Source organism: Spirillospora sp. CA-294931 (assembly GCF_050946795.1).
In the GTDB taxonomy this organism is placed as follows: Bacteria; Actinomycetota; Actinomycetes; order Streptosporangiales; family Streptosporangiaceae; genus Spirillospora.
In genome coordinates this window covers 3375079-3397031 of sequence record NZ_CP192006.1, presented here as the reverse complement: position 1 = coordinate 3397031, position 21953 = coordinate 3375079, and the positions used below count along the sequence as shown (strand labels likewise).

Below are 21953 nucleotides of genomic sequence, written 5' to 3'. Positions count from 1 at the left end.
TGTATCGTTACACAATGCTCTCCAGGACGAGCGTGGCGCTGGGAACGCTGAGCGCCGCCTGCTTCGTGTCCGTGACGTCGGAGAACCTTCCCGTCGCGCTGCTGCCCGAGCTGGCGGCGGGCTTCGGCGTGCCCGATCCGGCCATCGGCCTGCTGGTCACCGGGTACGCCGCGGTCGTCGCGGTCACGGTGGTGCCGCTGGTCGCGCTGGCGGCACGCTGGGATCGCCGGACGACCGCCCTGGTCACGGTGGCGGCGATCGCGGTGTCCAACGCGCTGCTGGCCGTCGCGCCGGACTACGGCGTCGCCGTGGCGGCCCGGCTGATCTCGGCCGTCGGGCACGGGGTGTTCTGGTCGGTCGTCGCCCCCATGGCCGCGCGCCTGCTCGAGCCGGGGCGGGTCGGGCGGGCCACGGCGGTGGTGTTCGCCGGCAACGCGCTCGCCTTTCTCTTCGGGCTTCCGCTGAGCGCGTGGCTGGGCGCGACGATCGGCTGGCGGCCGGCCGTGCTCACGATGGCCGCCGGGGCGGCGCTGGCGGCGGTGATGATCCGTGTCACGGTCGACCCGCAACCGGCCGAGCCGCGGGCGGCGCGGCGGGAACTCACACCGATCCGGCGCGTCGTGACCGACCGGTCCCTGGCCCCGGTCCACCTGCTCACCATGATCGTGGTGACCGGGCATTTCGCGGCGTTCGCCTACATCACGGTGATCATCGCCAACTATGTCCGTCTCACCGGCCCCGCGACGTCGGGCCTGCTGCTGGCGCACGGGGCGGCGGGCCTGCTCGGCCTGATCGTGATCGGCCACCGGGTGGACGATCATCCGCGGGCCACCGCGCTGGTGGTGACCGGCGGCCTGGCCGCGTGCATGCTCGTTCTGCTGGCCGCCGGGCCGGGCGCCGGTCTCGTCGCGGGAGCGGCCGTCGTGCTGTGGGCCGTGCCCGCCGGTGGGCTGGCCGTGGTGCTCCAGGCCGCCGTCCTGCGCACCGCCGCCGACCGGCCCGACCTCGCCTCCGCGGTCTACATCGTCGCGTTCCAGCTCGGCATCGCCGCCGGGGCCGCGATCGGGGGCGTCTGCCTCGACCACGGCGTCCTGCCGGTGGCGGTGGCCGTCGCGGCGGCCTGTGGGCTGGCCGGTGCCGGCGTCGTCCGCCGGTCCGCCGTCTTCTCCCGGCACCGGCCCGCCGATGCCCCGACAACCAACGACCCCAGCCACTCCCGATGTAGAGGAGCCCAATGACACACGCCCGTCCCTGGTGGCAGGACGCCGTCTTCTACCAGATCTATCCGCGCAGCTTCGCCGACACCGACGGCGACGGGATCGGCGATCTGCCCGGAATCGCCGAGCGGCTCGCCCACCTCCGCTCCCTCGGCGTGGACGCCGTGTGGATCTCGCCGTTCTTCCGGTCGCCGATGCTCGACCACGGCTACGACATCAGCGACCACACCGCCGTCGACCCGATCTTCGGGACCGGCGCCGACGCGGACGCGCTCATCGCCGCCGCGCACGCGCGAGGCCTGCGCGTCCTGGTGGACATCGTGCTGTCGCACACCAGCGACCGGCACCCGTGGTTCCTCGACGCGGCGGCCTCCCGCGGCGCCGCCAAGCGCGGCTTCTACGTCTGGCGCGACGGGTCCCCCGAGGGCGGCCCGCCGAACAACTGGCGCGCCGGATTCCCGCCGAACAGTTCCAGCTGGACGTGGCATCCGGGCACCGCGCAGTGGTACCTGCACTCGCATCTGCCCCAGCAGCCCGACCTCGACTGGTCCAACCCCGCGGTCCGGGAGGCGCAGCTCGACGTCCTGCGCTTCTGGCTCGACCGGGGCGTCGACGGCGTCCGGCTCGACTCGATCAACCGCCTGGGCAAGGACCCCGCGTACCGCGACAACCTCGAGGGACGCCCGCTGCGCCAGCAGGACTGGCCGGTACTCCACGACTACCTGCGCGAGGTGCGGGCGGTCGTGGACGAGTACCCCGGCGCCGTCGCGGTCGGCGAGGTCTGGGAGTTCGACCAGCGCCGGATCCTGCCCTACCTCGCTCCCGGCGAGCTGCACCTCGCCCACAACTTCGTGTTCGCCAGGGCGCCCTTCGACGCCGCCGCGATCAGGCGGACCGTCGAGGAGTTCCTCGAGCCGGCCGGCCCGGACGTCTGGCCCGCCTGGTTCTTCAACAACCACGACGAACCCCGGATCGTGAGCCGCTGGGCGGCGCCCGGGGACGACGAGACCACCCGCCAGGCCCGGGGACGCCTCGCCGCCATGCTGCTGCTCACCCTGCGCGGCACGCCCTTCCTCTACCAGGGCGAAGAACTGGGCCTGCCCGACACCGAGCTGCCGCCCGGAGCCGGCGACGACCGCAACGGGCGCGACCCCCAGCGCACGCCGATGCCGTGGGCTCCCCCGTCCACGGCCGGTCCGGGCGCCGGATTCACCACCGGCGAACCATGGCTGCCCATCGGCGCCACCGCCGAGCGGCTCAACGTCGCCGCCGAGCTCCAGGACGAGAACTCCATGCTCGGCCTCTATCGCGGGCTCCTGGAACTGCGACGGGCCCGGCCCTCCCTGCGCGCCGGGGACCAGGCGTTCCTCGACGCCCCGCGGGACGTGATCGCCTACCTCCGCACGGACGGCGCCGAGCGTTCGCTGGTCGTCCTCAACTTCGCCAAGGCGGATCGGCCTCTCGACCTCTCCCCGCTGCCCGGCGACGACCGGTCTCTGCTGCTCGCCACGTCCGGCGAGGCCGGGGAAGCGTGGTCCAACGGCGTCCTGGCCCCGCTCAGCGGCGTCGTCATCGACGCGTCCGGGGAAGCGGGACGAGAAATCTCCTCGGCGGTCGCGGCGCCGTCGCCGCGGGGAGGTGCAGGGTGAAGATCGCGCCGCCGGAGCTCGCGGCGGTCAGGGTGCCGCCATGGGCGCTGGCCACCTCCCGCGCCAAGGCCAGGCCCAGGCCCGTGCCCCTGGGGCTGCCGGCGAACCGGGTGAAGAGGCGATCGGGGTTCGGGGCTTCCAGGCCGGAGCCGTCGTCCTGGACGGTGAGCGCCACCATGGGGCCACCGGTCACCGTCAGGCGGACATGACGGCCGGTGTGGCGCAGCGCGTTGTCGAGAAGCGTGGCGATCACCCGGCGCAGGGCGGACTCCGCGCCGGAGACGACATGGGGCCCCCGGCCCTCGCGCCGGACCTCGATGGTCACACCGCGCGCCGCGGCGCGCGGGAGGTCCTCCCGCGCCGCCTCTTCGGCCAGGGCGGCCAGATCGACGGGACCGCCCGGGCCGCGCGTGTGACCGAACCGCGCCGACCGCAACAGGTCGTCGACCACTTCCCCGAACTGGCGGGTCCCGGCGACCAGCCGGTCGACCTCGTCGGCGGTGGCGGTCCCCTGCCGCAGCCGGTGGGCGATCAGCTGGGCTCGGGTGTGCTGCCGCGTCAGCGGCGCGCGCAGCTCGTGGGCGGCGTCGGCCACGAACCTCCGCCGCTGTTCGAGCGCCGCCCCCAAGGGGGCGATCGCGCGCCGCGCGAAGACCTGGCCGGCCAGCAGCGCGCCCAGCAGTCCCGCCAGCTCCGCGATGCCCAGCGCGTACAGGAGCCGCCGCCGCTGCTCGTCCCGGCGCTGGAGGTCGTGCCCCGCCTGGACCGTGACATCGTCCGGAGCGCGGACGAAGTGCGGCCGTCCGCCGATCTCGGCCCGCCCGGCCGTCGCGGGCGGCTCCTGCCCGCCCGCCGCGACGGCGTAGACCAGGATCCCGCCGAGGACGAGGACGAGGGAGATCGTCCCGGCGATCTGCGCGGCGACCGCGCGCCGGGCCCGCCGGACGAGGTGCCGGTCGGTGTCCCTCGGCCCGATCACAGCTCGCCCACGCGGTAGCCGACGCCCCGTACGGTGCGCACGACGTCCGGGCCCAGCTTGCCGCGCAGGTAGTAGACGTAGGTGTCGACGATCGACTCGGCCTGGGCCCCCTCGAACACCCCGCGCCGCAGGGAGTCGCGGGTGTGGACGTGCCGGGGCCGGACGGCCAGCGTGCGCAGCAGGCGGCACTCCTGCCCGGACAGGGTCACGTCCTCGCCGGTCGGCAGCCGGACGACCTGCCCCTCCGAGTCGAGCCAGCCCGCGCCGAGCGGCAGCAGCAGGGCCTGGTCGAGGTTGCGGCGGTGCAGCGCCCGGACCCTGGCCAGCAGCTCGCCGATGTCGAACGGCTTGACCAGGTAGTCCTCGGCGCCCGCGTCGAGACCGGAGATCCGGTCGTCGACCGTGCCGAAGGCGCTGAGCACCAGCACCGGGACGGTCACCCCGCGCAGGCGCAGCCGCCGGACCAGCTCGACCCCGTCCAGGACGGGGAGCCCCCGGTCGACGACCATCGCGGCGTAGGCCCGCGTCAGTCCCAGGTGCAGGCCGCGCTGCCCGTCCAGGGCGAGGTCGACGGTGTACCGCTGCTCGGTGAAGAGTTCGGCCAGCATCCGTCCCAGCTCGCGATCGTCCTCAACGATCAGTAGTCGCCGGTCGGCGGGTCCCGATGTCTCGGCCACGGGTCAACGGTCGCACCGCCCCCGACAGACCGCCAGACTTAGGGCAAATGTGGTCAGTTCGGAAGGTCATTGAACCGTTCCGGCGATTGACACGTCGGGTTCGGGCGCGACCACCTCGGCGCGTTCGATGCGGTCCGGCAGGGCCAGCTTGTACAGCGGCAGCGCGGCGCCCGTGGTGATGATGGCGACGAGCACCAGCATCGCGAACAGCTCCTGCGTGATCATGCCCTGGGCCAGGCCGATGTTGATGAAGATGAGGATCATCAGCCCGCGCGCGTTCATGAGCGCGCCCACGGCGTACGACTCCCGCCAGGAGAAGCGCAGCCCCCGCATCGCCAGCGCGCAGCCGAAGTACTTCCCGCTGAAGCCCGCGAGCATGATGAGGGCGAACGCCAGCAGCATGGTGCCGCCCGTGATGCCGTCCAGATGGGTGTTGAGGCCGGAGAAGGTGAAGAAGACCGGCAGCAGCAGGGTCGAGACCACGCTCATCATCCGCCCGTGCAGGGCCGCGCGGAACGCGGGGTCGCGCGGCATGGCCAGCCCGGCCAGGAAGCCGCCGAACACCGAGTAGACGCCGATCCAGTCGGTCAGCCAGCCCGCCGTGAGCGCCACCAGGACCACGACGTACATCGCCGACGGCCCCAGCTCGCGGGTCCGGGCGAACTCGGCGCCCAGCGGCCGCAGCGCCCGGCGGACGACGACGAGCATCAGTGCCGCGAACAGCGCGGTGAGGACGATGGTCCGCGCCGCCTCGTCCAGGCCCGAGCCCAGGTGCACCGCCGACAGCACCGCCAGCAGGCACCAGGCGAGCGCGTCGTCGACGGCGGCGGCCATCAGCGACAGCCGTCCCAGCGCGGTGTTCTCCAGCCCGCGCTCGTACAGGATCCTCGCCAGCATGGGAAAGGCCGTCAGCGACAGCGCGCCCCCGACGAAGAAGGCGAACTCCAGGCGGCTCACCTCGGGACGCGACAGCGTGTTCCAAAGGAGCAGCCCGGCGACGACGCCGAGGGTCATCGACGGGACGATGCCCGACAGCGCCAGCAGCCCGGCCCGCTTCTCCTCGCCCGGCACGCGCGCGCTGTGATCGAGCCCGGCGCCGACGAGGAACATGTAGAGGGTCAGCCCGATCGTGCTCAGCACGTACAGGATCGGCCTGACCTCGGCGGGGAAGACCGCCTTCTGCGCCTCCGGGAACAGCTGCCCGAACAGCGTGGGGCCGAGCAGCACGCCCGCGACCATCTCGCCGAGGACGCGCGGCTGCATCACCATCAGGGCCAGGCGACCGCAGATCCCCGCGGCCAGCAGGATGACCACCAGGGCGGGCAGGACCTTCAGGACCAGGTCGAGGTTGGGGTCAGCCGCGGCGGTCAGGGCGAGTGAGGGCATCGGAGGTCTCCGCTCCTGAGAAGTGGTGCTCGCACAGGCGCAGCCGCCGCGAGTCCAGGACCATCGCGGTCCCGAGAACGAGCTGGACGAGGCTGCGCCAGACGTCCTCGAACCGGTCGCGCAGCCGGACGAACACCAGGATCGGCCGGGCGGCGGACGTGCGGCCGTCGCGTGGGATGAGCAGGCACGGCCCCCGGTTGGGCAGGGACCGGGTGTGCGTGGCGGACGAGGCCAGCGCGTAACGGCGCAGGATCTCGCGGGCCGCCGCGCGCATGACGATCGGGGCGAGCCGCATGGCCGGGCAGGGCCGGTTGGCGGCGACGCCGAACGGGATGTGGTTCGCGTCCCGGCTCCCCTGCCGCTCCGACCAGCGGCCGGGATCGAACCGGCCGGGGTCGGCGAAGCCCGCGCGGTGGAACTCGGGATAGTTGAAGCACAGCACCGACCCCGCGGGGATCTCGACGCCGTCGCCGAGGTCGATGTCGGCGGTGGTGATGCGGTGGGCGATGCCGAACAGCGGATAGAGCCGGTGCGTCTCGGCCATCATCTGGTCGAGGAAGCGGTCGTCCTCGTCGGCGCGCGCCCGGTCCTGGAGGTCGGGGCGCCGGGCGAACTCCAGCAGCAGGTGGGCCATGGCCTCCGAGGTCTGGACGACGGCCGTGGTGAAGAACGCGCCGTGGAGGTAGAGCGCCTGCTCCTCGGGTGACAGGCCCTCGGGAAGGGGGCGGCGCACCTCGCCGAGCCGCTCGGAGAGATACGCGGTCAGCCGCAGGCGCAGCTTCAGATGCCGCAGCCCGCAGCAGGTGAGCGCGGAGGCGACGTCGTCGGCGTTGGCCACGATCAACTCGCGCGCCTCCGGCGGGCAGGGACGGCCGAACACCAGCTCGTAGTAGAACGCCGCCCAGATAGGCATCATCAGATCGCGCAACCGCACCAGGCCCCCGCCCGCGCGCATGCCCCCAGCCACCCCCACCTGGGCGGCGACACAGCGGCGGGCGAGTTCCTCGGCCTCCCGGCGCGGGACGGCGAGGAAGCCGCGCGTGGCCCGGGCCACGGCGTCGTAGCGCCCGCCCGCCTCGATGTGCTCTTGATGGATTTCGGGCCCCGGCGACAGCCAGTACCAGAACAGGTCCGAGAGCGCCGCGCCCTCGCTCCGGCCCCCGGCCGCCGGATGGGAGTAGAGCTCCTTGAACCGCTCCACCCCGACCAGGTCGCCGGGGACGGGAATGGCCGCGTCCCCGTTGAGCCGGGCGAACAGGCGCACCCGCAGCGCCACGACCCGGCCGGGCAGCCACCACGGCGAGGACACGGCGACGGCGACGACCGCCAGCGCCACGATCAGCATGATCGCCGCACCATCCCCGGATCGAGGTCGCGGACGGACCCGCAGCCGCACAGCGTCAGCGACTCCTCGACCTCGGCGCGCAGGATCTCCAGCACGCGCGCGGCCCCGCGCTCGCCGTCGGCCGCCAGCCCCCAGATCACCGGACGGCCGACGGCGACCGCGTCCGCCCCCAGGGCCAGCGCCTTCAGCACGTCGGTCCCGCGCCGCACGCCCCCGTCGAGCAGCACGGGCACGGCGCCGCCGACGGCGGCCACGACCTCCGGCAGGGCCTCGACGGCGGCCGGGACGGTGTCGAGCTGCCGCCCGCCGTGGTTGGAGACCATCAGCGCCGCGACCCCGTGCCCGACCGCCGTCCGCGCGTCGGCCGGGTGCAGGACGCCCTTGAGGACGATCGGCAGCGCGGTCATCTCGCGGAGCAGGCCGAGATGCTCCCAGGTCAGCTCGGGCGACATGACGATCGGCCGGACCCTCCCGTCGCCGTCGCGCAGGTTCTCGCAGCACAGGCCGTCCGGCAGGTCGTCGAAGCCGTGGCGCAGCTCGCGCTCGCGCCGCCCCCGCGCGGGCGAGTCGGCCGTGACGACCAGCGCCCGGCAGCCCGACTTCTCCGCGCGCCGCACGATCGACGCGGTGAACGCCAGGTCGGGCTGGAGGTAGAGCTGGAACCACAGGGCCGCGCCGGGAGCGGCGGCGGCCACGTCCTCGACGGCGACCGTCGACGCCATGCTCACGATCATGATCGTCCCGGCCGAGGCGGCCGCCCGCGCCGTGGCGCGCTCGCCCTCGGGATCGGCCAGCCGGTGGAACGCGGTCGGCGCGACCAGCACCGGCAGGGCCAGGCGGCCGCCCAGCAGCGTGATCTCCGGCCGGGCCCGCCCGGCCCCGCGCAGCACGCGCGGCAGCAGCGCCAGCCGTCCGAACGCGGTCTCGTTGGCCCGCAGCGTGACCTCGTCGCCGGCGCCCCCGGCGAAGTAGTCGTAGTGCGCCGGGTCGAGCCGCTCGCGGGCCAGCGCCTCGGCCTCACGCAGGCTGAACATGGCGGGCGAAGAAGGCGCGCAGCGGTTCGAGGTGAACCTCCCGCGAGGTCCACTCGTTCTCGAGGTTCTCGGTGACGTGGTGGACGACGGGTGGCCCGCCCCCCGGCGGGCGGTACCGGACCACCGGGTGCAGATAGTGGCCCTCGGCGGCCCGCGCGGCGTCGCTCTGCCGGATCCGGCCGACCCCGATGTCGAACGGATCGACCTGGTCGTGCTCCGGCCCGTACTCCAGCGTGACCGCGAAGCTCCCGGCCTCGTGCGGGAGCGGCGGGTCGAGGTCGACGGGCAGCTCCTCCAGGTAGCGCGCCGCGCCCCGCCCGTCCGGGACGACGACGTCGCCCAGCAGCCCGAACTGCTGCCACAGCGCGGAGGTGCGGTTGACCCGCTCGATCACCGCCGCCGCGAGCGCCTCCGGGGTCGCCGCCAGCTCGCGGGACGGCCACTCGGCGCCGTGGTACCGGTTCTCGACGATGCGGTGCAGCGCCCGGACGCCGTAGCGGAAGCCGTGGATGAACCCGCTGGTGCCGCGCTTGAAGTCGCGGGACTGGGTGATCGTCCCGGCGAAGTACAGGTCGGGGACGTCCACCGACTCGTACGCGGGCGTCAGCGCGGGGAACCGGTCCGAGATCGTCAGCCCCGGGCGGCAGCCGGGCGCGAAGATCGAGTCGTCGAACCGGAAGCCGGTGCACACGATCACCCGGTCGTAGGGGATGTCCTTGGTGACCTCGTCGGCGCGGGCGAAGGCGACCGTCACCAGGTACGAGCCGTCCGCCTGGCGGTCGACGCGCCGGACGTCGCCGTCCAGGATCGCGTTCTGCGACTTGAGCTGGTAGGTGTCCAGGAAGTTGTTGTTGACGGCGCGCAGATGCCCGACGAAGTGGGTGCGCCAGGCCATCCGGATCGAGTTCGGCCCGGCGACATGGATGACCGCGGCGGTCTCGACCAGGTTGTCGGCCGTCTCGAAGGCCGAGTTGCCCTTGCCGATGATGAGCACCCTGAGGCCGGTGTAGTCGGCCGGATCGGTGGACGCGGTGCCGTAGTCCTCGGCCGTCTCGATGCCCGCGATCGGGGGCGTGTTCGGGCGGGACGGCCCGGTCGCCACGACCACCCGGCGGGCCTCGTACTCGCGCCCGTGCTGGTCGGTCACCCGGAACGGGCCGTCCGCCTCGTCCCGGGTCACCTGGACGGCCCGCGCGTCGCAGACGACCGGCAGCTCGCAGGCGCGGGCGAAGTCGGCGAGATAGCGGACCATGTCGTCGGCGGCCGGGAAGTACCGGTCGCTGTAGCGCGTGAACAGCAGGCCGGGGTCGTCGCTGAGCAGCGAGTTCCAGTCCATCCGCAGGTTGAGCTCGGGATCGTCCCAGCCGGTGTGCCTCTTGTTGATCGAGATCAGCGTGCGGTGGCGCGGGAAGGTCCGGAAGAACGTCCCCGGTGTGGGGCCCGCCTCGAGGATCAGATGGCTGCGCCCCGCCCGGCTGAGGAAGTACCCCAGTTGAAGCCCGGCCGGACCGGCACCGATCACCAGGTAGTCCAGGGTCTTGTGCGGCACGGTCGCCTCCGTGGCAGCGATGTGGTTGAACCGACAACCTCAATGCTGGCGGGCGATCCTCAGAGAACGATCAGAAAGCAGCGCGGCCTTGTCCGGCTTGCCGCCGGCCGCGACCGGCACCCCGGAGACGGCGGTGATCGTGCTCGGCACGCTGTCGGCGCCGAGCTCCGTCCGGACCAGCGCGCGCAGCGCCGCGCGGTCCGGTTCCCGCCCGCGGGCCGGGACGACGAACGCGTGCACGGCCTCGCCCGTCCGCTCGTCCGGCGCGCCCACGACGTACGCCTCCATGACGTCGGGGTGATCGGCCAGGACGCGCTCGATCGGGCCCGCGTAGACCACCATCGCGTTCACCATGACCACGTCGCGGGCGCGGCCGGTGAGGTAGAGGAAGCCGTCCTCGTCCACGTGGCCCAGGTCGCGCGTGCGCAGCCAGCCGTCCCGCAGGACCTCCCCGGTCTCCGCCTCGTCCCCCCAGTAACCCGCCATCAGGTACGGGCTGCGCAGGTAGATCTCCCCGTCCCGGACGCTGATCTCCACGTCCGGATGCGGCCGCCCGACCGAGCCGAGCAGGCGCGCGGGGCCGCCCTGGAGGTCGGCGGGCGTGAGCATCGAGACGCTGCCCGCCTCGGTCTGGCCGTAGCCCTGGTAGACCACCGGGCCGAGCCGCTCCAGCGCCTGCGCCAGCCGGTCCGGGCTGAGCGGCGAGCCGGAGACCATCAGCCCGCGCAGGCTGCTCACATCGGCGGATTCGTCCCGCAGCAGGTCGAGCATCAGGCACAGCCGGGGCACGGTGATGATGGAACCGGTGATCCCGTAGCGCTCGACCGCATACGGGAACAGCGGGCGCCCGTCGTCTTCGGGGATCACCGCCGTCCCCTCCCCCAGCACGCACAGCGCCAGGAATTCCATGACGACCATGCTGGCCAGCGTCCCGAACACCAGGTAGCGCTCGAACGCCCCGGCGAGCTCCCGCGCGACCGGCGACCACACACGCGGCTGCCACGACCAGTGCTCGCCCAGCGCGCGGTAGGTGATCGCGCACCCCTTCGGGTTCCCCGTGCTGCCGCTGGTGAAGTTCAGCGCCGCGACGTCCTCGGGACGGGCCGTCACCTCCCGCGCCGAACGCGCGCCAGGAGGAGCGTCCAGCGACAGGACGGGCACCCTCCCGAACCCCTCACCGGCACGATCCACGACCAGGGCGTCCACGCCCATCCCGAGCACATGGGCCAGCTGCCCCTCCGAATAACCCGGCCGGATCCCGACCACCCGGCACCCCACCACATGCGCGGCGATCTGCACGGCGAACGCCTCCGGCGAGACCCCGGCGCGGATGGCCAGCCCCCGTCCCGGCCCCAGACCGGCCTCCCGCAACCCGCCCGCCCAGCGCCAGATCATCGCCAGCAGCTCGTCCCGCGTGACGCTCCGTCCGCCCTGCTCGAACACCACCCGGCCGGGCTCGCGGCTCAGCGCGTCGAGCACCGATTCGGGGAAAGCGAGATCGCTCATGTCGCACCTCAACGATTGCCAGGGCGGGGCATACCGGCGTACAACCGGCTTGTCGCCCCACAACCTAGACGGCGCGGATCAGAAACGGATCAGACGTGAAGGTGATCGGCGCGGGCTTCGGCCGGACCGGAACGGCATCGCTGAAAGCGGCGCTGGAAACGCTGGGACTCGGCCCCTGCTACCACATGTCCGAGGTCATAGCGGACCCCTCCCGGGTCCGCCGGTGGCTGGAGATCGGCGAGGGCGGCGCCCCCGACTGGGACGAGGTCTTCGCCGGATACCACTCGACCACCGACTGGCCCGCCGCGTCCTACTGGCGCGAACTGGCCGACCACTACCCCGAGGCCAAGGTGATCCTCACCGTCCGCGACCCCGCGAAGTGGTACGACAGCGCCACCACGACCATCTTCGCCCGCGCCCTCGCCGAACGCCGCCGCCTCCCGCTCCACCGCCGCGTGATCCGCCAGTTGGTCAAGCGCCGCTCCCCCGACTTCGCCCTCTACCCCCGGATGTCCCGCGCGACCGTCATGAACCGGATCTTCGACGGCCGCATCGATGACCGCGACCACGTCATCACGGTCTTCGAACGCCACATCACCGAGGTCAAGGCCACCATCCCGCCCGACCGCCTCCTGGTCTTCGACACGGCCGAGGGCTGGGGCCCCCTCTGCGCCTTCCTCGGCGTCCCCGTCCCGGACGAGCCCTTCCCCCAGACCAACGACCGCGCCGCCTTCCACCGCAAGCGCCCCCGCATCCTCCTCCGCCTCCTCATCCGCGGCCGCTGACCGGCGTACGCCCCTCGACGGCCTCTGCTTCGACGCCGGAAAGAACCGCGCGCCGCGGAGAAGTACCGCGACCAGGTGCGCTCCGACGTCGTCCTGGAGTACTCGGTCGCCAGCGAGCACGGCTGGGAGACCGGCAACCGGCGGATCGCCTGCGCCTTCCGCGCCGAGAAGGGCAAACTCACCCGCTCACTGTTCCGCTTCTGACCCGCCCCGCCCCCGCACCCGGTTGGGGGCGCTCGGGAGGGATGGCGGGGCCTGGCGATCTGGATAATGGTGGGATGCCGCAGATCACTGTTGAGTATTCCGTCGCTCTGGGCGACACCTTCGATCGCAGGGGGTTCGCGTTGGCGCTGCATCCCGCTGCCGTCGCGCTGATCGGGAGTGCCTTGGGGGATTACAAGACGCGTTTCCATCCCATCGGGGAGGCGGTGATCGGGGACGGGGGCGCCGGTGAGGCGATGGTGCACGTCGACCTGGCGGTCCTGCCGGGACGGGACGCCGAGACCAAGGCCCGGCTCGGCGAGCTGGCGCTGGCGACGCTGTGCGAGCACCTCAAGCCCGGGTCCGCGCTGAACACGCAGGTCACGGTGGAGGTGCGCGACATCGCGAGCTACCACAAGCGCGTCCTGTCGCCGTAAAGATCCCGTAAGCGGTCCGGGGCACAGTGAGGGCATCGAGACGGAACCGTCTCGTTAACCGAAGGAGTCCGTCATGGGCAAGGTCGTTGCTCTCGTGTACGTGTCGATGGACGGCGTCATGGAGGCGCCGGAGAAGTGGTCGCTGAAGTTCTGGAACGAGCAGCATTCCGAGTACGCCGACGGTCTGCTCTACACCAGCGGGGCGCTGCTGCTGGGCCGGGCGACCTACGAGACCTTCGCGGCGAGCTGGCCGCACATGGAGAAGGCCGAGGGCGAGTTCGCGCTGCGGATGAACACGCTGCCCAAGTACGTGGTGTCCCGGTCGCTGGACAAGGCCGAGTGGAACAACTCCACCGTGGTGGAGGGCGACCTCGCGGAGGCCGTCGCGAAGATCAAGCAGTCGCACGAGCAGAACATCCTGATCTACGGCAGCGGCGAGCTGGTCACCTCGCTGATCGAGCTCGGGCTGGTCGACGAGCTCAAGCTGTGGGTGTACCCGGTGAGCGTCGGCGCGGGCAAGCGCCTGTTCCGCGAGGGCGGCCCGGCGGCCTCGTGGACGCTGGCGACCACGACGGCCTTCAACTCCGGCGCGGTCGTGCTCGACTACCGTCCCGCCGGGGAGGAGTAGCCCTACGCCCCCTGGCGCTCGTGGTAGCGGCGCTCGAACTCGGCGATGAACCGCGAGGGCGCCACCGAGGACGACGACTGCTCCAGCACCCCGTCGTCGGCGATGTAGAACAGCGCGCGGCCGATCGCGATCTCGCCGGGCCGGACCGGGACGAAGACCATCCAGCCGACGCTGAACCGGTCGGCCGTGAGCTCCGACAGCGGGTAGCCGGTGGTGTCCAGGCCGCGGCCGAGGATGTACTGCCGGACGCGGGCGATCGCGTCCTCCTCGGGCATCTGCTCGGGCACCGCCGCCGTCAGCCCGGCCAGCGAGAACTGGTGGAGCGCGCCGTCGATGTCGTAGCGGCCGTCGTCGCCGAAGGCATGGGCCAGGACGTCGCCGGTGACGGTGCCCGCCTCGGCGGCCGCGAGCAGCGCCGTGGCCGCCGAACGGTGCTCGTCGGCCGGATGCTCGGCGATCAGCCCGGCGACCATGTCGGTCACGGTGCCGGCCGTCCAGACGCCGGGCACCGAGCGCTCGCACTTGTCGGAGGTGGGCGACTCGCCCCGATACCAGCGGCCGCCCTCCCACCAGTAACAGAACGAGAGCATCCCCCGGGCGGCGCGGGGGTTGAGCACCTGGTCGGTCACCCAGTCGGGCGCTCCGGCGTAGAGGGCGGGCAGCTCGGCGCCCCCGTTGTAGGCGGCGTCGAGGGCGGGGGCGTCCCACTCGCCGCCCGACAGCACCGCGCGGCCGCCGGGCAGCGTGTACAGCGTGGAACCGCTGCGGGCCGCGCCCTCGAACCAGCCGAAGGCCGGGCCGACCCTCGGGCCCCAGGTCGACCCGCAGGCCACGAAGGCGGCCGAGATCGTCGCCCAGCGCGCCCACATGTGCGGGAAGTCGGGGAAGTCGCGCTGGCTGAGCACCGGCAGCACCCCGTTCGCACGGTCCTCGCGCGCGGCGGCGGCGGCCCGCTGCGGCGTGCGGACCTGCCGGTCGCGGTGGTGGACATGGGCGGCCAGCCACACCGGCAGCCGCCCGCGCGGGTGCGCCTCCAGGTCGGTCAGGTAGATCTCGGGAGGGAACAGCTGGTCGTCGGGGAACCGCTCCTCGCCGTGGTCGGCGACGACCTCCAGCTCGCCGGTGTTCTTCAGGTCGAAGGTCAGCCGCCACCAGGGTTCGCCGGCCGAGAGCGCGCGGTGCTCGCGGACGGCGGCCAGCACGCTCCGGGACGGCACGGTCCGCACCTCCCGGCCGCGGTCGGTGAAGACGACCCGGGCGGACTCGGCGGTGGCGGTCAGGGCGAACGCCGCCTCCATCCGCTGCCAGCAGGGCGGCCCGGCGATGACCAGGTCGCGGGCGATGTCCAGCGCCAGCTCCTCGGTCCCGGTCGTCCCGGCCCGCTCGGTGTCGGTCGTCATGCACGCTCCCTGCTCGTCAACGGATCGATCACTCCGACAGCTCCCAGTCGAGCTCCCAGGTCCGCAGCGTCCCGCCGGGCTCGCCGGTCAGCGCCCGCCGCCCGTCGGGCGTCAGCGCCAGGCACGAGGTGCCCTTCTCATGGCCGCCGAGCGTGCGGACGCACTCGCCGGTCGCGGCGTCCCAGACGCGCGCGAAGGCGTGGTGCCCGGCCGACACCACGAAGCGGCCGTCGCCGGTCATGCGGACCGTGTGCGAGCCCGGACGGGCGATCACCTCCCGCACCTGCTCGCCCGTGGTCGCGTCCCAGACGCGGATGCTCCAGTCGTAGTCCCCGCCGCTCGACACGACGCGCGCGCCTCCGGCGCTGACGCAGACCGACTGGACGCCGCCGGTATGGCCTTCGAAGACGTGCCCGCCGCGGCCGGTCGCCAGGTCCCAGAGGCGCACGGTCCCGTCGGCCCCGCCGGACGCGAGGAGCCCGCCCTCGACCCACAACGCGTTCACCGCGCCGTCGTGGCCGGTCAGCACGCGCGCTTCCCCGCCGGTGTCCAGGTCCCAGAGCCGGACGGTGCCGTCGCCCCCGCCGACCACGGCCGTCCGCCCGTCGGCGGTGAACCTGACCGGTGCCGGCAGCGAGGGACGGTGGTTCACCGGCAGGACGCGCAGGCACGCGCCGGTGTCGGCCCGCCAGTGCCGGACGACGCCGTCCCGGCCCGCCGACAGCACCCGCGTCCCGTCGGGGCTCAGGCACACCGACCGCACCTCGCTCCGGTGCCCCCGCAGCTCGGCGGTGCGGGTGCCCGACTCGACGTCCCACACCGCGATCGCGGCGCGGTCCCCGGCCGAGACCGCGACCCGTCCGTCGCCGGACACGTCGACCGCCCTCGTCTGATCGGCGTGCCCGGCCAGGGTTCCCGGCGACCACGCCGCCCGCAGCCCGGTCCGGGTCGCGCGGCGGCCCAGCTCCCGCCAGGCCGCCAGGACACGCGGCGCCCGCTCGTGCCCCGGGGTGGTCCGGGCCCGTTCGAGCAGGCCGAGCGCCGCCGCCAAGCGCCCGGCGGCCAGCTCCCGTTCGGCCTCGGCGACCATCGCGGCGACCCGCCGCCCGAGCCGGGTCAGCTCGGTGTGCGGGCGCGGGCGCGCCAGGCGCGGGGCGGCGGGGTGGTCACCGGGCGGTGCGAGCTCCCAGGTCCGGACGAGGGCGTCCTCGTCGGCGCTGACCGCGAGCCCGGACCGGCCGTCGGCGGCCAGCAGGACCGCGTTCACGCGTCCCCGCTCGCCCCGGTGGGTGCGCAGGCAGCATCCGGTGTCCAGGTCCCAGAGCCGCACCGTGCCGGCGAAGTCGTCGCCCGCGAGCAGGAACCGCGCGTCGGCGCTGAGCGAGAGGTAGTCCGCTCCCCCGCCGGTCAGCGAGCGGATCCGCCGGCCGCTGCCGAGGTCCCACAGCACGGGCGCCCGCTTGCGGCCCGCGATGACGGCGGTCGCGCCGTCGCGGGCGAAGCACATGGCCGTCACCGACGGCCCGTGCCCGGTCAGGACCCGCAGGCAGGTCCCGTCCTCCAGGTTCCAGAGCCGGACGGTCGCGCCCTCCCGGTCCCAGCCGCTGGACAGGGCGCGGTGGCCGCCGGGGCCGACCTCGATCCGCTCGGCTCCCGCGCTGTGGCCGCCGAGCGCGGCGGCGGCCCGTCCCGCCCCGATGTCCCACAGCTGGATCCCGCCGTCCGGCAGCGCCCACAGCGCGCGGCGTCCGTCGGGGGTCAGCCGCACGGTGCCCGCCTTCGCCGGGGCCGAGCCCACCCGGCGTCCCTCGGTCAGGTCCCAGAACGCGATGGTGCCGTCGGCCCCGGCCGAGGCTGCGAAACGCCCGTCGGGGGTGACGTCCACGGCGTGCACCGCGCCCTCGTGCCCGTCGAGCGCCAGCCGGCACCGCCCGTCGCGCAGGTCCCACACCCGGACCGCGCCCCGGTACTCCCCGGTGACCGCGACCCGCGCGTCGGCGGCGAGCCGGACGGGCAGCGGCGACAGGGGCCGGTCGCCGGAGTAGGCGGGAGCCGCGGCGGTCCGGCCCGGACGGACGGCCCGGAGCGTCTCCCGGATCTCCGGCTCGCCGGGCCGCTCGCTCTCGATGCCGTCGAGCAGGGCGGCGGCCGAGCCGTCGTCGCCGCGTTCGAGGTGGATCTGGGCGAGCAGGTGCCGGGCCTGCCAGCGGTCGCCGGTGTCGGCGCGGACGGTCTCCAGCTCGGCGACCAGGTCCTCGTCGGAGATCGCGCCCTGCCGCCAGCGCCGGAGCCCGGTGTTGTAGGTCGCCTCCAGATGCCGGGGATCGGCGGCCAGCGCCTGGGCGAAGGCCCGCTCGGCCTCGCCGGGACGGCCGAGGTCGAGCAGCGACAGCGCGCGGTTGTTGAGCTCGTCGGCGCGCAGCTCGGCCGCCACCGGTTCGGGACGCGGGTCGCCGCCCGCCGTCGCGCCGTAGACGGCGGTCAGCGCGGCGATGACCTCGGCCATCGACTCGGGCCTGCGGGCGGGGTCGTCGCGCAGGCAGCGCTCCAGCAGGGCGGCCAGGCCGTCCGGCATCGGGGGCGGCCCCGTCCGGACGGGGCCCTCCGCGCGGTAGGCGGCCAGCGCCTCCCCGGCGGCGGGGCCGACCAGCCACATCCTGCCGCCGGTGAACATCTCCAGGACCGACACCGCGAAGCTGTAGACGTCGGTGCGGCGTCCCAGCGCGCCGCCCCCGGCCTGCTCGGGCGAGGCGTACGCCGGGGTGAGCCCGCCGTTGGACACCCGGAGGCTGACGGTCCCGTCGCCCACGACGGGCGGGACGGCGGCCACGGCCCGCGCCCGGGCCAGCCCGAAGTCGGTCACCTTGGCCGTGCCGTCGTGGTCGAGCAGGACGTTGGCGGGCTTGACGTCCTGATGGACGATGCCCCGGTCGTGCGCGTGCCGCAGCCCCCAGGCGATCTGGAGCGCCAGGTCGAGGACGCGCCGGGCCGCCTCGTCCGGCCCTCCCTCGTACAGCCGGCCGTCGTCGATCCACTCGGCCAGGCTGCCCCCGGGTACGTACTCGGCGAAGACGCACGGGACGCCGTCGAGCAAGCGCACGTAGTGGCAGCTGCACAGGTGGGGATGGAGCCCCAGCGACACCCACGTCTCGGCCTCGGCGGCGAACCGGTCCCGGTCGGCCGGGCTCGCGAACATCTCGGGGCGCGGCCGCTTCAGCGCGAGGTCGGTCTCCCAGGCCAGGTGGCGGACCCGGTAGACCAGGCCCATCCCGCCGTGCTCGTGCACGCGGGTCACCTCATACTGGCCGGCGACCACGTCGCCGACCCGCCACGGAGGGTTCACGCGACAACCCTAGCCACCAAACAAACGCCTGTGTTTGCCAGCCCCGTGACCTTTCTCCGACTTCGAGGGATCGGGGCCGGGTCAAGGATTGGGAAGGTTCCGGATGCCCGCCCTCGCGGCGGGTAGGCCGCCTCTCGTCCGAATCGCCGCCGGCACGAGAGGTCCCGGAGATGGACGCCCGAATCGAACTGCGGGTGGACGGCGAGCGGCGCTCGCCGACCGTCGACACCCGGACGACGCTGCTGGACGCCCTGCGCGAGAGGCTCGGGGTGACCGCGCCCAAGAAGGGCTGCGACCACGGCCAGTGCGGCACGTGCACGGTGCTGCTGGACGGGCGCCGGGCCCTGTCCTGCCTCGCGCTGGCGGTGGCCTGCGACGGCTCGGAGGTCACCACCGCCGCCGGGCTCGCGCCGCCGGGCGGGCTGCATCCCGTCCAGCGCGCCTTCCTCGACCGGGACGCCCTCCAGTGCGGCTACTGCACGCCGGGCCAGATCTGCTCGGCGGCCGGGACGCTGGAGGAGCTCAAGGCCGGGTGGCCCAGCGCGGTGACCGAGCCCGGCACCCCGCCCGAGCTGGACGACGCCGAGATCCGCGAGCGGATGAGCGGCAACCTGTGCCGCTGCGGCGCCTACCCGAACATCGTGGCCGCCGTCAGGGAGGCGGGCCGGTGAACCCGTTCGAGTACGAGCGCGCCGACGATCCCGGGCGGGCGGTCGCGACGGTCGCCGCACGGCCCGGCGCGATGTTCCTGGGCGCGGGCACCAACCTGGTCGACCATCTCAAGCTCGGCGTCGAGCGTCCCGACCTGCTGGTGGACGTCACGCGGCTGGCCCTGGACCGGATCGAGCCGCGGCCCGGCGGCGGCGTCCGCGTCGGCGCCACGGCGCGCAACAGCGACGTCGCGGCGCATCCGCTGATCAGGGAGCGCTATCCCGTCCTGGCCTCGGCGCTGCTGGCGGGCGCCTCGGGACAGCTGCGCAACGTCGCCACGACCGGCGGCAACCTGCTCCAGCGGACGCGCTGCCCCTATTTCCGGGACGTCACCACGCCGTGCAACAAGCGCACGCCCGGCGCGGGCTGCTCGGCCCTGGAGGGGCACAACCGCGACCACGCGATCCTGGGCGCGTCCGAGCACTGTGTGGCCGTGCACCCCTCCGACATGGCGGTCGCGCTGACCGCCGTGGACGCCGAGGTCCGGATCCTCGGGCCCGCGGGCGAGCGCGCGCTGCCGGTCGCCGATCTGTACCGGGCGCCCGGCGACGCGCCCGACCGCGACACCGTGCTGGCCCATGGCGAGCTCATCACGGCCGTCGACCTGCCCGATCTGCCGATGGCCGCGCGGTCGGCCTACCGCAAGGTCCGCGACCGCGCCTCGTTCGCGTTCGCCCTGGTCTCGGTGGCGGCGGCGGTCGAGGTGCGGGACGGGGTGATCACCGCGTCACGCGTGGTGTTCGGCGGTGTCGCCCACCGGCCCTGGCGGGCCCACCGGACGGAGGAGGCGCTGCGGGGCGCGTCCGCCGCCGACGAGGCGGCGTTCCGGGCGGCGGCCGACGCCGAGCTCGCGGCCGCCAGGCCGCTGGCCCACAACGCCTACAAGGTGCCGATGGCGCGCAACGTCCTCGTGAGCGTGCTGCGCGGCCTGACCCGGGAGGAGACGCGATGAGGCCGCAGGCGACGGGCGTCCCGATGGAGCGCCTGGACGGCGAGGCCAAGGTGACCGGCCGGGCCCGCTACGCCGGTGAGCAGGAGATCGAGAACCCGCTCTACGTCCACCCGATCTCGGCCACCGTCGCCCGGGGGCGCGTCACGTCCGTGGACGCCGCGCGCGCCGAGGCGCTGGACGGGGTCGCCGCCGTGCTCACCCACGCCAACGCGCCCCGGCTCGACTCCGACGACGACGCCGAGCTGTGGGTGCTCCAGTCGGACCAGGTGCGGTTCCGGGGCCAGTTCGTCGCGGCCGTCCTGGCCGAGACGCCCGAGGTCGCCGCGCACGCCGCGGACCTGGTGGAGGTGGCCTACGAGACCTGGCCGCACGACTGCGCGCTGAGCACCGGCCGCGACGACCTCTACACGCCCGAGAAGGTCAACGGCGGCGCGCCCGCCACCAGCGACGAGGGCGACGTCGACCGGGCGCTGGCGGACGCGGACGTGGTGGTCGACCAGATCTACTCCACGCCGATGGAGCACAACAACCCGATGGAGCCGCACGCCTGCGCGGCCCGCTGGGACGGCGTCCTGACCCTGTTCGACTCGACACAGGGCGTGCACACCGTCCGGTCGAAGCTGGCGCCGGTGTTCGGTCTGGACCCCGGGCGGATCAGGGTCGTCTCGCACCATGTCGGCGGCGGGTTCGGCAGCAAGGGCACCCCGCACGCGCACAACGTGCTGGCCGGGCTCGCGGCGATGGCCGCGCGGGGACGCACGGTCAAGCTGGCGCTGACGCGGCGGGAGATGTTCGCGGTCGTCGGCTACCGGACGCCGACCGTCCAGCGCGTCCGGCTCGGCGCGGGCCGGGACGGGCGGCTGACCGCGATCGCGCACGAGGTCGTCGAGCAGACCTCCAGGCTGGCGGAGTTCGCCGAGCAGACCGCGACGGCCTCGCGCATGATGTACGCCGCGCCGAACCGCCGCACCGGGCACCGGCTGGCGGCCCTGGACGTCCCGCCGCCGTACTGGATGCGCGCCCCCGGCGAGGCCCCCGGCATGTACGCCGCCGAGGTCGCGATGGACGAGCTGGCCGTCGCGTGCGGGCTCGACCCGATCGAGCTGCGCGCCCGCAACGAACCCGAGCGCGACCCGGACTCGGGCAAGCCGTGGGGCGGGCGCAAGGTGCTGGAGTGCCTGCGCGAGGGCGCCCGCCGCTTCGGCTGGGCGGAACGCGACCCCGAGCCCCGGGCGCGCCGCCGCGGCGACTGGCTCGTCGGTATGGGGGTGGCCGCCGCCACCTACCCCCGGCTCTCCAACCCGGGCAACCACGCGACGGTCCGCTTCGGCCCGGACGGCCGTTACGAGGTGGACATCGGCGCCGCCGATCTCGGCACCGGGACCTGGACCGCCCTGACCCAGATCGCCGCCGACGCGCTCGACGTGCCGGTGGGCGACGTCCGCCTGCGCATCGGCGACACCGATCTGCCCGTCGCGACCGTCGCGGGCGGATCGTCCGGGCTGAGCTCGTGGGGATCGGCGGTCGTCGGGGCCGCGCGGGGCTTTCGCGACCGATACGGGACCGATCCCCGGGCGGGCGAGGAGTTCACCGGGACCGTTCCGGAAAACCCCGGTGCGGACGGGTTCGCGCTGCACTCTTTCGGTGCCCAATTCGCCGGAGTCCTGGTGGAGGAGAACACCGGCGAGATCCGGGTGCCGCGGATGCTCGGCGTGTTCTCGGCCGGCCGGATCATCAATCCGCGCACCGCGCGCTCGCAGTTCATCGGCGGGATGACGATGGGCCTTTCGATGGCGCTGCACGAGGAGTCGGTGCCCGACCCGCGCTTCGGCCATGTGGTGAACCACGACCTCGCCGCCTACCACATCGCCGCGAATGCCGATGCCGGTGAGATCGAGGCCGTCTGGCTGGACGAGCACGACCCCCATGCGAATCCGATGGGGGCGCGCGGTATCGGCGAGATCGGCATCGTCGGCGCGGCCGCGGCCGTGGTCAACGCCGTCTATCACGCGACGGGGCTGCGTATCCGCGATCTCCCGCTCACGCCCGACAAACTCCTGCGCTGAAGCGCGAGCGGGTTTTCACGTGTTTTCACCGCTTGCCATTGCCAGGAGATCTTTCATAAGTGGCGTTCGTCGCAAGCGGCCGCCGGGC

Annotated in this window: 18 protein-coding genes; 9 read left to right on the top strand and 9 right to left on the bottom strand. The window is 73.9% G+C overall.

The genetic code is table 11. The features are described from left to right. Positions 1–14 precede the first annotated feature (14 nt). Both ACQPY4_RS15160 and ACQPY4_RS15155 read left to right on the top strand, forming a co-directional pair. The gene (locus ACQPY4_RS15160; RefSeq protein WP_433336701.1) at positions 15–1238 is read left to right on the top strand and encodes an MFS transporter; all 1224 of its coding nucleotides are present in this window, start codon (positions 15–17) and stop codon (positions 1236–1238) included. Beyond that, complete coding sequence (locus tag ACQPY4_RS15155) at positions 1235–2866, top strand: alpha-amylase family glycosyl hydrolase (RefSeq protein ID WP_433336699.1); 1632 nt, start codon at positions 1235–1237, stop codon at positions 2864–2866. Before ACQPY4_RS15160 ends, ACQPY4_RS15155 begins: the two co-directional genes overlap by 4 nt. Here ACQPY4_RS15155 and ACQPY4_RS15150 read toward each other — a convergent pair. From ACQPY4_RS15150 to ACQPY4_RS15120, 7 genes are all read right to left on the bottom strand, one after another. Further along, on the bottom strand, positions 2787–3845 hold the full coding sequence (locus ACQPY4_RS15150; RefSeq protein WP_433336697.1) for a sensor histidine kinase: 1059 nt from the start codon (positions 3843–3845) through the stop codon (positions 2787–2789). The genes ACQPY4_RS15155 and ACQPY4_RS15150 overlap by 80 nt on opposite strands. After that, positions 3842–4522, bottom strand: a complete 681-nt coding sequence (locus tag ACQPY4_RS15145) for a response regulator transcription factor (RefSeq protein ID WP_433336695.1) — start codon at positions 4520–4522, stop codon at positions 3842–3844. Before ACQPY4_RS15145 ends, ACQPY4_RS15150 begins: the two co-directional genes overlap by 4 nt. A 66-nt stretch (positions 4523–4588) precedes the next feature. Further along, entirely contained in the window at positions 4589–5908 is a 1320-nt protein-coding gene (locus tag ACQPY4_RS15140; RefSeq protein WP_433336693.1) for a cation:proton antiporter, read from the bottom strand. Beyond that, positions 5877–7253: a cytochrome P450 gene (locus tag ACQPY4_RS15135; protein ID WP_433336691.1), complete on the bottom strand. Its 1377-nt coding sequence runs from the start codon at positions 7251–7253 to the stop codon at positions 5877–5879. Before ACQPY4_RS15135 ends, ACQPY4_RS15140 begins: the two co-directional genes overlap by 32 nt. Continuing rightward, positions 7247–8287 carry an alpha-hydroxy acid oxidase gene (locus tag ACQPY4_RS15130; RefSeq protein ID WP_433336689.1) on the bottom strand — a complete coding sequence of 347 codons (1041 nt, stop codon included), beginning with the start codon at positions 8285–8287 and terminating at the stop codon, positions 7247–7249. The genes ACQPY4_RS15135 and ACQPY4_RS15130 overlap by 7 nt, the downstream gene beginning before the upstream one ends. Next, positions 8271–9836 carry an NAD(P)-binding domain-containing protein gene (locus ACQPY4_RS15125; protein ID WP_433336687.1) on the bottom strand — a complete coding sequence of 522 codons (1566 nt, stop codon included), beginning with the start codon at positions 9834–9836 and terminating at the stop codon, positions 8271–8273. The genes ACQPY4_RS15130 and ACQPY4_RS15125 overlap by 17 nt, the downstream gene beginning before the upstream one ends. Before the next feature lie 39 nt (positions 9837–9875). After that, positions 9876–11342 carry a class I adenylate-forming enzyme family protein gene (locus tag ACQPY4_RS15120; protein ID WP_433336685.1) on the bottom strand — a complete coding sequence of 489 codons (1467 nt, stop codon included), beginning with the start codon at positions 11340–11342 and terminating at the stop codon, positions 9876–9878. Between the two features lie 95 nt (positions 11343–11437). Between ACQPY4_RS15120 and ACQPY4_RS15115 the strand changes: the two genes are divergently transcribed. From ACQPY4_RS15115 to ACQPY4_RS15100, 4 genes are all read left to right on the top strand, one after another. After that, positions 11438–12127 (top strand): sulfotransferase family protein, encoded by a 690-nt coding sequence (locus ACQPY4_RS15115; RefSeq protein ID WP_433336683.1) that lies wholly within the window; start codon positions 11438–11440, stop codon positions 12125–12127. A 75-nt stretch (positions 12128–12202) separates the two neighbouring features. Further along, complete coding sequence (locus ACQPY4_RS15110) at positions 12203–12331, top strand: hypothetical protein (protein WP_433336681.1); 129 nt, start codon at positions 12203–12205, stop codon at positions 12329–12331. 74 nt (positions 12332–12405) lie between these two features. After that, entirely contained in the window at positions 12406–12765 is a 360-nt protein-coding gene (locus ACQPY4_RS15105; protein WP_433336679.1) for a 5-carboxymethyl-2-hydroxymuconate Delta-isomerase, read from the top strand. Positions 12766–12838: 73 nt separating this feature from the next. After that, the gene (locus ACQPY4_RS15100; protein ID WP_433336677.1) at positions 12839–13393 is read left to right on the top strand and encodes a dihydrofolate reductase family protein; all 555 of its coding nucleotides are present in this window, start codon (positions 12839–12841) and stop codon (positions 13391–13393) included. A 2-nt stretch (positions 13394–13395) separates the two neighbouring features. Here the strand turns inward: ACQPY4_RS15100 and ACQPY4_RS15095 are convergent, their stop codons facing one another. Further along, entirely contained in the window at positions 13396–14793 is a 1398-nt protein-coding gene (locus ACQPY4_RS15095; protein WP_433336675.1) for a hypothetical protein, read from the bottom strand. Positions 14794–14821: 28 nt separating this feature from the next. Further along, positions 14822–18136, bottom strand: a complete 3315-nt coding sequence (locus ACQPY4_RS15090) for a protein kinase domain-containing protein (RefSeq protein ID WP_433336673.1) — start codon at positions 18134–18136, stop codon at positions 14822–14824. 170 nt (positions 18137–18306) lie between these two features. Between ACQPY4_RS15090 and ACQPY4_RS15085 the strand changes: the two genes are divergently transcribed. The 3 genes from ACQPY4_RS15085 to ACQPY4_RS15075 are packed head-to-tail and all read left to right on the top strand — an operon-like array spanning position 18307 to position 21865. Continuing rightward, on the top strand, positions 18307–18807 hold the full coding sequence (locus tag ACQPY4_RS15085) for a (2Fe-2S)-binding protein (protein WP_433336671.1): 501 nt from the start codon (positions 18307–18309) through the stop codon (positions 18805–18807). Then, positions 18804–19799 carry an FAD binding domain-containing protein gene (locus ACQPY4_RS15080; protein WP_433336669.1) on the top strand — a complete coding sequence of 332 codons (996 nt, stop codon included), beginning with the start codon at positions 18804–18806 and terminating at the stop codon, positions 19797–19799. The genes ACQPY4_RS15085 and ACQPY4_RS15080 overlap by 4 nt, the downstream gene beginning before the upstream one ends. Then, positions 19796–21865 carry a xanthine dehydrogenase family protein molybdopterin-binding subunit gene (locus ACQPY4_RS15075; protein ID WP_433336667.1) on the top strand — a complete coding sequence of 690 codons (2070 nt, stop codon included), beginning with the start codon at positions 19796–19798 and terminating at the stop codon, positions 21863–21865. The genes ACQPY4_RS15080 and ACQPY4_RS15075 overlap by 4 nt, the downstream gene beginning before the upstream one ends. Positions 21866–21953 lie beyond the last annotated feature (88 nt).